This window comes from Flavobacterium sp. IMCC34852 (assembly GCF_030643905.1).
Lineage (GTDB): Bacteria > Bacteroidota > Bacteroidia > Flavobacteriales > Flavobacteriaceae > Flavobacterium > Flavobacterium rivulicola.
The window spans coordinates 2,292,328-2,305,329 of sequence record NZ_CP121446.1 but is presented as its reverse complement, the minus strand read 5'-3'; the positions used below and the strand labels follow the sequence as shown (position 1 = coordinate 2,305,329).

The window sequence follows — 13,002 nt, the reverse complement described above, 5'->3', positions numbered from 1 at the left end:
TTCTTATTGGAGCTTATCGCCGGCGTTAATCACAAAATCTTTTCCGTTGATTTGGGTCGAATCGTTAACCAAAAACGCAATCGCTTCCGCAACTTCTTCCGTGGTCAACAATCGCTTTGCCGGGTTGCTTTCAATCATTTGTTCTTTGATGCGTTCATCGGTTGCTGAAGTCATTGCGGTCTCCATAAAAGCCGGCGAAACTGAGTTGGAAGTAATGTTGAACTTCGCATTTTCATTGGCCCAAACTTCCGTCAGTTTAGCCAAATAAGCTTTAGTCGAAGTATAAACGGCTGAACCAACGGGCGGAACATCCACCAAAGCGGAAGTCAAAACCGTAATGATTTTACCGCTTTTTTGCTTTCGGAAACTGTTAAGGACAGCTTGGGTTAAAGTTACCACCGGCATGACATTGACTTTAAAATCAGTCAAAAAATCTGCGGTTTCTATTTTATGAAAATGGGTTTTGAGATAAGAACCTGAATAAGCGTTGTGAATGAGGACATCCAAATCGAGTTCGGCTATTTTTTGGGCCAAAGTTTCCACTGCTTTTTCATCCGCAAAATCACAAGCGATGGCTATAGTATTCTTGAATTCTGCTTCCAATTGTTGGGCTTTCGCCGAAGATTGGCTGAAGGTGAAGTAAACCGTATTGTTACCGTCTTTCGCTAAAGTTCGGGTAATGGATTCGCCCAAACCCGAGGCGCCGCCTGTGAGTAATATTTTCATAGCAAACCGATTTGAATTTTACCTTTGGCCACGACTTTGGCTTCCGAATTTTTGAACTCAAATTTGAATTCCACAGCATTTACCGATTCGTAGCAACCAATGACAATCGCTTTAAACTCTAACTTATCATTGAGATAAACCGGATTTTTATATTGAATTTCCTGCGAATGGATGATTACATTTTTGGTTGGCAAACCTTCGCCAATAAAATAGGAGAGGAAACCGTTTAGGATATTCCCGTGCATCACTTCGGCCTTGAAACCTTTTTCGGTGGCAAATGTCGCGTCGGTATGCAACGGATTTTGGTCTTTAAATAAAGTGATGAACCCATGATAAATTTCATCGGTAACGGTAAAACTTTCGGTAAAGGTGTCCTCAATTGTAAACATTAAATTCCTTTTTCTTGGATACAAGTAATCATTTCGCCTACATTTTTCCAGCTTTGAATTTCTTTGGAAGTAAACCTGATTTTGAAATGTTTTTCAATCCCAACAACCAATTGAATATGGTTCAAAGAATCCCAATCGTCAACATCAGTCGCTTGAGTTTCGTCGGTTAAAACAATGTCTTCGTTGTCTAACACATCGATAAATACATCGGTTACTTCTTTTAAAATGGTCGGTCTGTCCATGTTTTTATTTTTTCGAAATATAAGTTTTTTTAGGAATATAATCGGTCACTTTTAAGGTCCAAAATTCATCAGTTTCTTCAAAGCCTAAATTGGCATAATGATTCGCTACCATTTCGTTTTTAGCCGTAGGAAGGTATTCGCCTTTGAGTGTTTTGAAACCTTTTTGGTTACAAAAATCGACAATCGTATTCAAAACAAAATTTTCCATGCTACGCTTCAGCACACGGCAGCTCATAAACCAAGTATCGATAAAAGCGGTTTGCTCGTTTTCCTTTTTTAGAATAATGACGCAAATCAAACCGTTATCACCAAATTTATCTTCCAACGTAAAGGTAAACGTAAAATGGTTTTCCGAATCGCCAATTTTCTCAATATCCGCATCCGTGTAGCGAACAGTTCTCAAGTTGAATTGGTTGGAACGCTGTGATAATTGGGCTACTCTGGGTTGGTTGAACTTATTGAAAGGTTCCACTAATGAAACCATATTTAAACTTTGCAGAAAGTCTTCTTCGTTGGTGAATTTTTGTTGGACCTTCGCTCTTTGGGCTTCAATTTGGTACATTTTGGTACGCTCCGAATCTTCTTCAGAAAAGGAAACCGTTTCAAAGAGATTCAAAGTGTATAAATATTCTAAGTATTCCGCCGGATCTTCGGGCAATTCCGGCACGGTGACTTCAGGTAGATTCTCGCGAACGAGATTGCGTTCAAACGGATTGTCGTCTAAGAAAACCATACTATCGAATCCAATATTCAAAATGCTTTGGATGTGTCGAATGTTATCCGCTTTGTTTTCCCAATTGGCTACAAAAACCGAAATATCTTCCAATCTTAAAACCATATCGGGATGTTTTTCGAAAGGTTCTTTGGCTACCGATTCGGTGTTCTTACTGCAAACAGCGACAATGATACCGCGGTTTTTCAATTTTTTTATCCAATATTGAAATTCCGAAAACGCTTTGCCAATACCCAAACTTCCGATTTGTATATTTTCAATGCCGTCATCGCCGATTATTCCGCCCCAAGTGGTATTGTCTAAATCTAAAATCACACATTTTTTGAACTTGCCGTGGAGTGATTCAATAATATCTAAAGTACGAGAAGCTACGATTGGTAAGGCATCTAAGCTCAACACCATTTCGGTATTGACATAAATCGAACTCTGAAAGAAGTTGCTTTTCCCGATTTGGTTCTGTATCGAAGACAAGTCACACAAATAGAAATTCGGGTTTTGTGTGGCAAACGACATCAACTCAAAGTTTAATTTCCGCAATTGGAACAGGAAAGAAGATTCGGTTTTCAACGCATAATTCCCAAAAACAGCATCGTCAATTTCGGTATAATTGTAATAAATGATTTTGCAATCCAACTGTGAGGTTAGGGTGGAAATCATAAAATCAACCGACTCTAACTCTTGCAAAGCCAATGAGGAATGGGCTTCCGGTTTTAATTTATTGTATTTGGATAATAATTTATGAGAAGATTGAAAGATCAAAACCAATTCGGGTTCAAATTCATACAATTCCGATTCACTGTCGTTGATTTGAAGGGCAATCTGATCAAAATCGGCTTCCCAAATTTGGATATCAAAGCCTTTGTCATAGCCCAAACCTCTTATAGCTTGCGTTAGAAATTGCGTAGCCGTATCGCCTAAAACCGCCAACTTGATGGTTTTTAGCGAGGAGAAATCCTGTTTGAGGTTTTTTTTCAGTTGTTGGAATGTCTTCATGGTTTTTATTCCACTTCGGTGGCAAACTGTGAATCGTATAAATTTTTATAGTATCCTTTTTCTTTGGTAACCAAGGCTTGGTGAGTGCCTTCTTCCACGATTTGGCCTTTGTCCATCACAATGATTTTATCCGCATTCATAATCGTTGCCAATCGGTGCGCAATAATGATTGAAGTTCGGCCTTGCGTGATTTTTTCGGTGGCTTTTTGGATTAATTCTTCGCTGTAAGTATCAATAGAAGAAGTCGCTTCATCTAAAATCAAAATACTCGGATTGCTCACATAAGCTCTCAGAAAAGCAATCAATTGGCGTTGGCCCGAAGACAACATCACGCCGCGTTCTTTCACGTCATAATCATAACCGCCGGGCAGTGTTTTGATGAATTTGTGTACACCAATTTTCTTCGCAGCTTCAATGACTTCTTCTCTAGAAATATTTGGGTTGTTGAGTGTTATATTGTTGTGAATGGTATCGGCAAAAAGGAAAACATCTTGTAAAACAATAGCAATTTGTTGGCGTAAACTTTCCAATTCGAAATCATTAATGTTTTGGTCATCGACATATATGGCACCCGAATTGATTTCGTAAAAACGATTCAATAAATTGATAATAGTCGATTTTCCGGCACCGGTGGCACCAACGATGGCGATGGTTTCGCCTGCTTTTACATTCAAGTTAATGCCTTTTAAGACTTCTTCTTTGTCGTTGTAACTAAAGCGTACATTTTCAAAACGGATATTGCCTTTGAAGTGAGAAGCAACTAAAGTTCCGTTTTCCTGCACATCTTTATCGGTATCTAAAATATCAAAAACGCGATTGGCAGCAATCATCCCCATTTGCATCTCGTTGAACTTATCCGCAATTTGACGCAAAGGATTGAACAACATGCCGATAAACATCGTATAAGAAAACAAATCGCCAAACGTGGTGAATTTATCCCCATCTAAAATATGAAAACCACCGTAAAGCACTACAGCGCCTAGCGTTAACGACGAAATGATATCGGCGATAGGGAAGAAGATGGAGTTGTATAAAATGGTTTTAATCCAAGCCTTATTGTGTTTCTGATTGATCTCTTTGAACTTTTCGTACTCAATTTGTTCTCGGTTGAAAAGCTGTACGATTTTCATACCTGTTACACGCTCTTGTACAAACGTATTCATATTGGCTACTTGGTTTCGCACTTCTTCAAAAGCCACTTGCATTTTTCGCTGGAAGATTCGGGTGACATAAACCAAAATCGGCATGGCTAAAATTACTATCCAAGTCAGGCGCCAGTTCATGTAGAACATAAAAAACAGCACCACAATCATTTTTAGTAAATCACTGATAATCATGAACAAACCTTGGCTGAAAATACGGGCGATTTGTTCAATATCAGAAACCGAACGTGTTACCAATTGCCCAACAGGCGCATGGTCAAAATACTTCATTCTGAAGCTCAGCATGTGTTTGAATAATTTGGTACGGATATCTTTGATAATATCTTGTCCGAGCCAATTGGCCCAATACACAAAATAGAATTGGGACAAAGTTTCCAAAAGCAATACAATGCCCATGATGGTGACATAAAACAACAGTCCGTGTTCATCCTTAGGTTTGATGTATTCGTCAACGGTTTGTTTCAACAAATAAGGACGAAGTGCGGCAAATACCGAAAGCGAAACGGCAAACAAAATAACCCCGTAATACCTTGCTTTATAAGGTTTGGTGTATTTTAAAATGCGTTTGAATAAGTTAGTGTCGAAAGCTTTTGCCTGCATATTATTTTATATAGTCGTAATCAATTTGGGTTAAATATAAACCATGCGCAGGAACTGAAAATCCGGCTTGTCCACGGTCTTTGCTTTCTATTATTTTTTCAAAATCGGCTAAGGTTATTTTGCCTAAACCAATATTAATCATGGTTCCTACAATGGCGCGAACCATATTGCGTAAAAATCTATCGGCGGCTATGGTGAAAACCAATTTGTTTCCGTTTTGTTGCCAATGTGCTTCAAAAATAACACAATTAAACGTTCTGACATCGGAATGCGTTTTAGAAAAGCATTCAAAATCATTATGCTTAAAAAGAATTTGACACGCTTCATTCATTTTGTTCAAATCCAAAGGCAATTGGTGCAACCAACTTCCATCAGTTTCAAAAGCATCCTTAAAAGTATGAATGTGGTATTCGTAGGTTCTTTTGGTCGCGTCAAATCGGGCATGAGCATCGTCATGAACTTTTATGATATTAAAAATGACAATGTCTTTGGGTAGAAAAGAATTGAGTTTGTGGACCAATTTGGGTGCGTCGATTTCCGTTTCAAAGTCGAAGTGTGCGTACATTTTTTTGGCATGAACACCGGTATCAGTGCGTCCGGCACCAACGATATCAATTTCTTTTTTTAGCAATACGGATAAAGCTTTATTCAGGGTTTCTTGAACGGAAACAGCATCGGGTTGGTATTGCCAGCCGTGGTAATGGGTTCCTTTATAAGCTAATTCGATAAAATATCTCAAACTTTTAGGTGCTAAGGTTCTGAGGCGCTAAGGTACAAAGGTTTTTAAATAGGATGTTTAAAGTTTTCATAATTTCGTTGATTATATTTGTAGTCTTAGAACCTTAGTATCTTAGAACCTTAGCGCCTTTTTATCTTGAAAAAAATCCTGTTGCTTTCTGATACCCACAGCCATATTGATGAGGCTATTTTGAAGTATGTCCGTCAAGCCGATGAAGTCTGGCATGCCGGAGATATTGGTGATTTGAAAGTGACGGATGCGATTAAAGCGCTAAAGCCGTTGCGTTGCGTTTACGGCAATATTGATAATGACCAAGCGCGTATGGAATTTCCGTTGAACAATCGCTTTTTTTGTGAAGAGGTTGATGTTTGGATTACCCACATAGGCGGTTATCCGGGAAAATACAATCAGGCGATTCGAACAGAGATTCAAAACAATCCCCCGAAATTATTCATTTGCGGTCATTCGCATATACTCAAAGTCCAATTTGACAAAAAACTTAATTTGTTGCACATGAATCCCGGGGCTTGCGGTATTTATGGCTTTCATCAGGTAAGAACAATGCTACGTTTTGAAATTGAGGGTTTCAAAATTCAGAATTTAGAAATAGTAGAATTGGGAAATCGATAGTCTTCAGTTAGGAGTATGGAGTAAGGAGTTTGGGATTTCTAATTGATTTTGTCATTGCTATTGCAATTACCCTTTTAGCCCCGATAGTAGCAAGCTACCATGTAGCGCGGATAGCGGGAGATAGCTCCTAATAAAAAACCCGAACCATAAGATTCGGGTTTTTCGCAGCACTAAAAAACTAAGTTTATAGGTTTATCGCAATCGATCCACAGATTTTACGAGATCTTCATCCTTTTTGATGGCTTTGTTGGCCAAAACCAAAAGTACGATAGAAAAAATAGGTAGGAACATCCCAACACCTTTCTCAGAAACCGCGGTTTCTCCAGATGCAGTTAGCGTTCGATACACCAATAATCCTAATAAAATTAAATTCAATATCATATTCAATCTGCCCATGACAAATTGCTGTTGTCTTTTTGCGTGAGATAAAATGCTCAATAACGACAATGTACTGCTCAACCCGAATAACGCGGTGTAAGCAATATCCATCATAAAATAGAAAGATTTACCTGAAGCCTCATTCCACAACGGGAATACAAAAGGTAAAATACCTGTAATGATTAGGCTGGCCAGTAAATAATAAGTCTGTACTCTAAACATAATTCTCAAAAAAATGTTGCACAAAAATATAGTTTCTTTTTAAAAAATACTATTGCATGGTAAAATTTTATTTGTATTATTGCATAACAAATCCGCAAGTACTTCATTTTCGGACATTTCTATACCAATATTTTCTACCCACATTTATAGTATTTTCCAAATCAAATTTTAATCAAATCAATATCGATGTTTGATATTTCCGCCTTAAAAGAAATGAAGCTTTCTGAGCTTCAAGAGATTGCCAAGTTGGCAAAAACCATCAAAGTTACCGGTGCCAAAAAAGATACGCTCATTGCGCAAATTTTGGAGCACCAAAGCAAAGCTGTTGCCGCAGAGCAACCCCAAGTTACCTCAGATTCGAGCGATAGCAAACCAGTAAAGCAAAAACCAACCGACAATAAAACCAAGAGAGCCCGAATTACACCTGAATCTAAGAAAGCTCCGGAAAACAATCAAAGTGATTTGTTTGCCAATGAAGAACCTGTAGCAGTAGAAGAAAAACCGGCTTTCGAAAATAAGAACCCTAAGTTCAAAAAACCTTTCGATAAAAAGAAAAACAATAATGCCCCAATAGCTTCACCGCAACCAACCGATAGTGGAGCAGAAGTTTCCGAAAAACCCGCTGTTGAAGACCCAAGCGATAGCGAACAGGCACAGCAGACAGAAGCCAATCCAAACCAAAATCAGGAAGGCAACCGAGAGCCAAAACACAAACACCAAAACCAAAACGGTAATGGTAACGGCAACCACAACAACCCCAATTTTAAAGGAAAAAAACAAAATAACTTTCGCGATGCCGATTATGAATTTGACGGGATTATAGAAAGTGAAGGCGTTTTAGAAATGATGCCCGACGGGTATGGTTTCCTGCGTTCTTCGGATTATAACTACTTAGCGTCTCCGGATGATATTTATTTATCGACTTCACAAATCAGATTATTCGGTTTGAAAACCGGTGATACCGTAAAAGGAGTAGTACGTCCGCCAAAAGAAGGAGAAAAATTCTTCCCATTGGTTAGGGTTTTAAAAATTAACGGACATGATCCGCAAGTAGTTAGAGACCGAGTTTCTTTCGAACACTTAACGCCAATTTTCCCAAAAGAAAAATTCAACATAGCCGATAAACAAGCTAGTGTTTCTACCAGAGTAATCGATTTGTTTTCACCCATCGGGAAAGGACAACGTGGTATGATAGTGGCGCAGCCGAAAACCGGTAAAACTATGTTGTTAAAAGATATTGCCAATGCTATTGCGGCCAATCATCCTGAAGTTTATTTGATAGTTTTACTAATTGATGAACGTCCGGAAGAGGTTACCGATATGCAACGCAGTGTTCGTGGTGAAGTAATTGCTTCTACTTTCGACAGAGAACCATCGGAACACGTTAAAATTGCCAATATTGTTTTAGAGAAATCCAAGCGTTTGGTAGAATGCGGTCACGATGTGGTAATTTTATTGGATTCGATTACGCGTTTGGCCAGAGCTTACAATACAGTACAACCGGCATCCGGTAAAGTATTATCGGGTGGAGTGGATGCCAATGCGCTGCAAAAACCAAAACGTTTCTTCGGTGCCGCTCGTAATGTAGAAAACGGTGGTTCATTGAGTATTATCGCCACAGCTTTAACCGAAACCGGTTCAAAAATGGACGAAGTAATCTTCGAAGAATTTAAAGGAACAGGTAACATGGAGTTGCAATTGGACAGAAAAATTGCCAACCGCAGAATATTCCCGGCTATCGATTTGACTTCGTCAAGTACGCGTCGTGATGATTTGTTATTAGACGAGAAAACACTTCAAAGAATGTGGATTCTCCGCAAGTTCTTAGCCGATATGAATCCGGTAGAGGCGATGGATACAATTAATGATAAGATTAAGAAAACCCGAAATAACGATGAGTTCCTCATTTCGATGAATGACTAAATAGTATGGGTTCTCCTAAAAATACAGTATTAAGGTTGTTGAATTATGGTTCAATGACCTTAATTTTTTTATTATTGTTCTGTTGTGCGAGTCAAGATGATGCTACTCCTGCCTATAATATTTCGGGTTCGGTTTATGACGATAATAATTATGGTATTCCCAATATCAAAGTGTATTACTCTGACGAGGCTTTTGTGGTCACTGATGCTCAAGGGAAATTTCAAATAGAGGCTGTAAATGGAGAAGTCAATCTGACACCACAAGATCCATCCTACACATTTACGCCCAATGCAATAACCATATCGGAAGAAAGCAATGGAATTATATTTTATGGCGAACCGGTTAATGATGAAATACCTAATTCCACCGCTGTTTATGAATGGTTCTGTCAAATGCAATTGGCTAATGGATTGGTGGAAACCACTGAAAATGGAAATTTAGTTTCTCTTTATGATAATGCCTTAGCAGCTTTGGTTTTTATAGCCAAAGGAGACCGACTAAAGGCAGAAAAGATCTTCAATTATTTTAATGGCCGTATTTCAACTGAACTTAATGCAGGAACTGGTGGTTTTGCTCAATTCAGAAATGCTGCCGGAGTTCCAAATGGTCCCAGATGGATGGGTGACAATTGTTGGCTTTTGATTGCTTTGAACAATTACGAAGCTAAATACAATAGTACTGCCTACAGTAATTTGCAAAATCATTTGGAAACATGGATTAGATCGCTTCAAAATCCTAATGGTAGTTTGAATGCCGGTTATGATGATAATGGTTTAATTAATAATCAAGTAACTGAAGGAATGATTGATGCTTACAATGCTATTTTGGGTTATGATACTTTCCATTACCAATTGTTAGCTTTTTTGGAACAAGACCGATGGGAAGCATCCAGCCAATTGCTTTTGGCTTATCCTAATAATTACCACCAATTTGCCTTAGATAATTTCTCTTGGGGTTATTGTGCCTTTGAGAATTTCCCTAACAGTACTTTGCAAAATAGCGAAGCACTCTTCTTAACGAGCAAACCGGTTCCAACAACGGGTGAAATTGTAACGGGCTTTTGTTTTGATATTGACAGAGATACAGTTTGGTTCGAAGGCACCGGAGAAATGGTTGTTGCTTTTCAAAAGGCAGGAATGATTTCACAAGCTAATTATTATTTGGCCCAAATGGAAAAAGGATTGGTCAATAGTAGTTTGTATCCCAATACTAAAGGAATTCCTTATGTAACTAATTTAGGAACCGGTTATGGATCAGGGTTTTTATGGACCGGCGCCGACATCAAACCTCATGTATCTTCGAGCGCATGGTATCTTTTTGGGATGCTTCATTTTGATCCTATGGCAATAGGCTATTCTAAAAATTGCCCAATTTCCGATCGTTTTTGGGTTGATTAGGATTACTTAATTGTGATTCCTAAATCATCTCTGTAACTAGAATTATTCATAGTTATTTTTTGAAAAAATGTCATCTTGTCAGCAAAACTTTCTCAAAACTGACAATTTATTCTTAATGGCTGCTTGGCACAATCCTTGTCATTCTCGAAATCGTACACACAACGTACTATTCACTCGTAGAGGAATAATCAAAAAATAAATTAAAAAGGAGAACATAAAAATGGGAAAAATTATTGGTATCGACTTAGGTACAACCAACTCTTGTGTGGCCGTTATGGAAGGTGGAGAACCAGTTGTAATTGCTAACGCAGAAGGTAAGAGAACAACACCATCTGTCATTGCTTTTGTTGACGGTGGCGAAATTAAAGTAGGAGATCCTGCGAAAAGACAAGCAGTGACTAACCCAACCAAAACCATAGCGTCTATCAAACGTTTTATGGGAAATAAGTATACAGAAAGTGCTAAAGAAGCTTCTACTGTTGCTTACAAAGTAGTAAAAGGTGACAACGACACGCCACGTGTAGACATTGATGGCAGATTGTACACACCACAAGAATTGTCAGCCATGACACTTCAAAAAATGAAAAAAACAGCGGAAGACTATTTAGGTCACGCGGTAACCGAAGCGGTTATCACAGTTCCGGCGTACTTTAACGACGCGCAACGTCAGGCTACAAAAGAAGCCGGAGAAATTGCCGGTCTTAAAGTAATGCGTATCATCAATGAGCCAACAGCTGCGGCCTTAGCTTATGGATTGGACAAAGCAGGAAAAGACCAAAAAATTGCCGTATACGATTTAGGTGGAGGAACTTTTGATATCTCTGTTCTTGAATTAGGCGACGGTGTTTTCGAAGTATTGTCAACTAACGGTGATACTCACTTAGGAGGAGATGACTTCGACCAAGTAATCATCGATTGGATGGCTAACGAATTCAATAGCGAAGAAGGTGTTGATTTACGTAAAGACCCAATGGCCTTACAACGTTTGAAAGAAGCAGCCGAAAAAGCAAAAATCGAGTTGTCTTCCTCTACACAAACTGAAATCAATTTGCCTTATGTTACGGCTACTGCTTCAGGTCCGAAACACTTAGTAAAAACATTAACTCGTGCTAAATTCGAGCAATTGGCGGAAAGCTTGGTAAAACGTTCTATGGAACCTGTTGCCAAAGCCTTAAAAGATGCCGGTTTATCGACTTCAGATATCGACGAAGTAATCTTGGTTGGTGGTTCTACCAGAATCCCGGTTATCCAAGAGCAAGTAGAGAAATTCTTTGGTAAAAAACCATCAAAAGGAGTAAATCCGGATGAAGTAGTAGCGATTGGTGCTGCGATTCAAGGTGGTGTTTTAACCGGTGATGTAAAAGATGTATTGTTGCTAGACGTTACGCCTTTATCATTAGGAATTGAAACTATGGGGAATGTAATGACCAAATTAATTGAGGCCAATACCACTATCCCAACCAAAAAATCACAAGTATTCTCTACGGCAGCTGACAATCAGCCAAGTGTTGAAATCCACGTGATTCAAGGAGAAAGAACGATGGCGGCAGACAACAAAACCATCGGTCGTTTCCACTTAGACGGTATTCCGCCGGCCCCAAGAGGTGTGCCTCAAATTGAAGTAACTTTCGACATCGATGCCAATGGTATCATTAAAGTGTCGGCTACCGATAAAGGAACCGGAAAATCACACGACATCCGTATCGAAGCGTCTTCAGGATTGACTCCGGAAGAAATCGAAAGAATGAAAAAAGATGCCGAAATGAACGCGGAGTCTGACAGACAAGCTAAAGAAAAAGCAGACAAGTTAAACGAAGCAGACAGTATGATTTTCCAAACCGAAAAACAATTGGGCGAGTTCGGTGATAAATTATCTGAAGGCAACAAAACCGCTATCCAATCGGCTTTAGACGAATTGAAAGTGGCTTTCGAATCCAAAGATGTAGCGACTATCCAACCGGCTTTAGACAAAATCAACGAAGCGTGGAAAAATGCTTCCGAAGAAATGTACAAAGCACAAGGCGATGGTCAAGCTCAAGAAGCTCAGCCACAAGCAGAAGCCCAAGGTGATAACACTCAAGATGTAGAATTCGAAGAAGTGAAGTAATAAAGTACGATTTACGAAGTAAGAAGTGCAAAGTTAAAACCCGAGTTAGTTATAACTCGGGTTTTTTTATTTAACACGCACCGAATTGATTATTTTGTATATTCGATTCCTGTTTAAATCAAAATTGTATCTATGAAGAGAATAGTTCTATTTGCGTTAATCGCTATGTTGAGTGTCAACGCTTACAGTCAGAAAAAGAAGCCTGTTGCCAAGAAACCTACAACTACCGCTTCCGGTTTGGCCAAAGTAGATAACTTGGTGGCCGAAGTCAAAAAAGGCAATTTTCAAGTGACTATCAATGAGAATGGCAAAGAAAAAGACGCTATGATTGTCAAAGCGGCCGATGCTAAATTTGCGCCCACCAATTGCAAACTGACTGCTTTCACCGCCAACGGAACTAAATTGTATTTATTGACTTGGACCGAAAACGTGCAAATCAAAACCCCTAAAAAAACAGAAGACATCACTAATGTATATTCGGTAATCTATGAAATTGCCAATAAGAAACAGGTGTTCTCTAATACACAAATAACGAATCACATTACCGAAATTGTGTCTTTGGGCGGAACAGCCGCCACAGAAACCCAAGAAAAAATCAGAAGAGATGGCTTTGAATTTATCCTGAATCCCGATGGCTCAGTCACCCAAAAGAGCAAAAACCAACAAAACAAATGGGTTTATGATGTCGCTAAAATAGAATTCGTAGCCAAAAAATAATAAAAATCCCGTCTCGTTTTTTCTAACCGGACGGGATTTTTAT

General features: G+C 38.9%; 12 protein-coding genes. 5 read left to right on the top strand and 7 right to left on the bottom strand.

What is annotated here, in order from left to right; genetic code table 11:
- Positions 1 to 3: 3 nt before the first annotated feature.
- Genes P7V56_RS09975 through truA form a run of 6 tightly spaced genes read right to left on the bottom strand, consistent with a single transcriptional unit; the run spans position 4 to position 5,585 of the window.
- Positions 4 to 726 carry an SDR family NAD(P)-dependent oxidoreductase gene (locus tag P7V56_RS09975; RefSeq protein WP_171221692.1) on the bottom strand — a complete coding sequence of 241 codons (723 nt, stop codon included), beginning with the start codon at positions 724 to 726 and terminating at the stop codon, positions 4 to 6.
- A complete protein-coding gene (locus tag P7V56_RS09970; protein ID WP_171221691.1) occupies positions 723 to 1,115 on the bottom strand; it encodes a MaoC/PaaZ C-terminal domain-containing protein in 393 nt (130 codons plus the stop codon). The genes P7V56_RS09975 and P7V56_RS09970 overlap by 4 nt, the downstream gene beginning before the upstream one ends.
- Positions 1,115 to 1,357, bottom strand: coding sequence for an acyl carrier protein (locus P7V56_RS09965; RefSeq protein ID WP_171221690.1), 243 nt, complete (start codon positions 1,355 to 1,357; stop codon positions 1,115 to 1,117). The genes P7V56_RS09970 and P7V56_RS09965 overlap by 1 nt, the downstream gene beginning before the upstream one ends.
- 4 nt (positions 1,358 to 1,361) lie before the next feature.
- Positions 1,362 to 3,083, bottom strand: coding sequence for an HAD-IIIC family phosphatase (locus P7V56_RS09960; protein ID WP_171221689.1), 1,722 nt, complete (start codon positions 3,081 to 3,083; stop codon positions 1,362 to 1,364).
- A 5-nt stretch (positions 3,084 to 3,088) separates the two neighbouring features.
- Positions 3,089 to 4,846, bottom strand: a complete 1,758-nt coding sequence (locus P7V56_RS09955) for an ABC transporter ATP-binding protein (protein ID WP_171221688.1) — start codon at positions 4,844 to 4,846, stop codon at positions 3,089 to 3,091.
- A 1-nt stretch (position 4,847) separates the two neighbouring features.
- The gene (truA, locus tag P7V56_RS09950) at positions 4,848 to 5,585 is read right to left on the bottom strand and encodes a tRNA pseudouridine(38-40) synthase TruA (RefSeq protein ID WP_171221687.1); all 738 of its coding nucleotides are present in this window, start codon (positions 5,583 to 5,585) and stop codon (positions 4,848 to 4,850) included.
- Between the two features lie 135 nt (positions 5,586 to 5,720).
- On the opposite strand from truA, the gene P7V56_RS09945 reads away from it, so the two are divergent.
- Positions 5,721 to 6,215, top strand: coding sequence for a metallophosphoesterase family protein (locus P7V56_RS09945; protein ID WP_171221686.1), 495 nt, complete (start codon positions 5,721 to 5,723; stop codon positions 6,213 to 6,215).
- Between the two features lie 192 nt (positions 6,216 to 6,407).
- Here the strand turns inward: P7V56_RS09945 and P7V56_RS09940 are convergent, their stop codons facing one another.
- On the bottom strand, positions 6,408 to 6,818 hold the full coding sequence (locus P7V56_RS09940; RefSeq protein WP_171221996.1) for a DUF4293 family protein: 411 nt from the start codon (positions 6,816 to 6,818) through the stop codon (positions 6,408 to 6,410).
- 183 nt (positions 6,819 to 7,001) lie between these two features.
- Here P7V56_RS09940 and rho point away from each other — a divergent pair, with 183 nt between their 5' ends.
- From rho to P7V56_RS09920, 4 genes are all read left to right on the top strand, one after another.
- The gene (gene rho / locus P7V56_RS09935; protein ID WP_171221685.1) at positions 7,002 to 8,738 is read left to right on the top strand and encodes a transcription termination factor Rho; all 1,737 of its coding nucleotides are present in this window, start codon (positions 7,002 to 7,004) and stop codon (positions 8,736 to 8,738) included.
- Between the two features lie 53 nt (positions 8,739 to 8,791).
- The gene (locus P7V56_RS09930; RefSeq protein ID WP_171221684.1) at positions 8,792 to 10,135 is read left to right on the top strand and encodes a carboxypeptidase-like regulatory domain-containing protein; all 1,344 of its coding nucleotides are present in this window, start codon (positions 8,792 to 8,794) and stop codon (positions 10,133 to 10,135) included.
- A gap of 220 nt (positions 10,136 to 10,355) precedes the next feature.
- Positions 10,356 to 12,242: a molecular chaperone DnaK gene (dnaK, locus tag P7V56_RS09925; protein ID WP_171221683.1), complete on the top strand. Its 1,887-nt coding sequence runs from the start codon at positions 10,356 to 10,358 to the stop codon at positions 12,240 to 12,242.
- Positions 12,243 to 12,374: 132 nt separating this feature from the next.
- Positions 12,375 to 12,959, top strand: coding sequence for a hypothetical protein (locus P7V56_RS09920; protein WP_171221682.1), 585 nt, complete (start codon positions 12,375 to 12,377; stop codon positions 12,957 to 12,959).
- Positions 12,960 to 13,002: the final 43 nt, after the last annotated feature.

Excerpts from the sequence above, each read along its gene's own strand:
- P7V56_RS09975 (WP_171221692.1), bottom strand. The coding sequence starts at position 726 with ATGAAAATATTACTCACAGGCGGCGCCTCGGGTTTGGGCGAATCCATT.
- P7V56_RS09970 (WP_171221691.1), bottom strand. The coding sequence starts at position 1,115 with ATGTTTACAATTGAGGACACCTTTACCGAAAGTTTTACCGTTACCGAT.
- P7V56_RS09965 (WP_171221690.1), bottom strand. The coding sequence starts at position 1,357 with ATGGACAGACCGACCATTTTAAAAGAAGTAACCGATGTATTTATCGAT.
- P7V56_RS09960 (WP_171221689.1), bottom strand. The coding sequence starts at position 3,083 with ATGAAGACATTCCAACAACTGAAAAAAAACCTCAAACAGGATTTCTCC.
- P7V56_RS09955 (WP_171221688.1), bottom strand. The coding sequence starts at position 4,846 with ATGCAGGCAAAAGCTTTCGACACTAACTTATTCAAACGCATTTTAAAA.
- rho (WP_171221685.1), top strand. The coding sequence starts at position 7,002 with ATGTTTGATATTTCCGCCTTAAAAGAAATGAAGCTTTCTGAGCTTCAA.
- P7V56_RS09930 (WP_171221684.1), top strand. The coding sequence starts at position 8,792 with ATGACCTTAATTTTTTTATTATTGTTCTGTTGTGCGAGTCAAGATGAT.
- dnaK (WP_171221683.1), top strand. The coding sequence starts at position 10,356 with ATGGGAAAAATTATTGGTATCGACTTAGGTACAACCAACTCTTGTGTG.
- P7V56_RS09920 (WP_171221682.1), top strand. The coding sequence starts at position 12,375 with ATGAAGAGAATAGTTCTATTTGCGTTAATCGCTATGTTGAGTGTCAAC.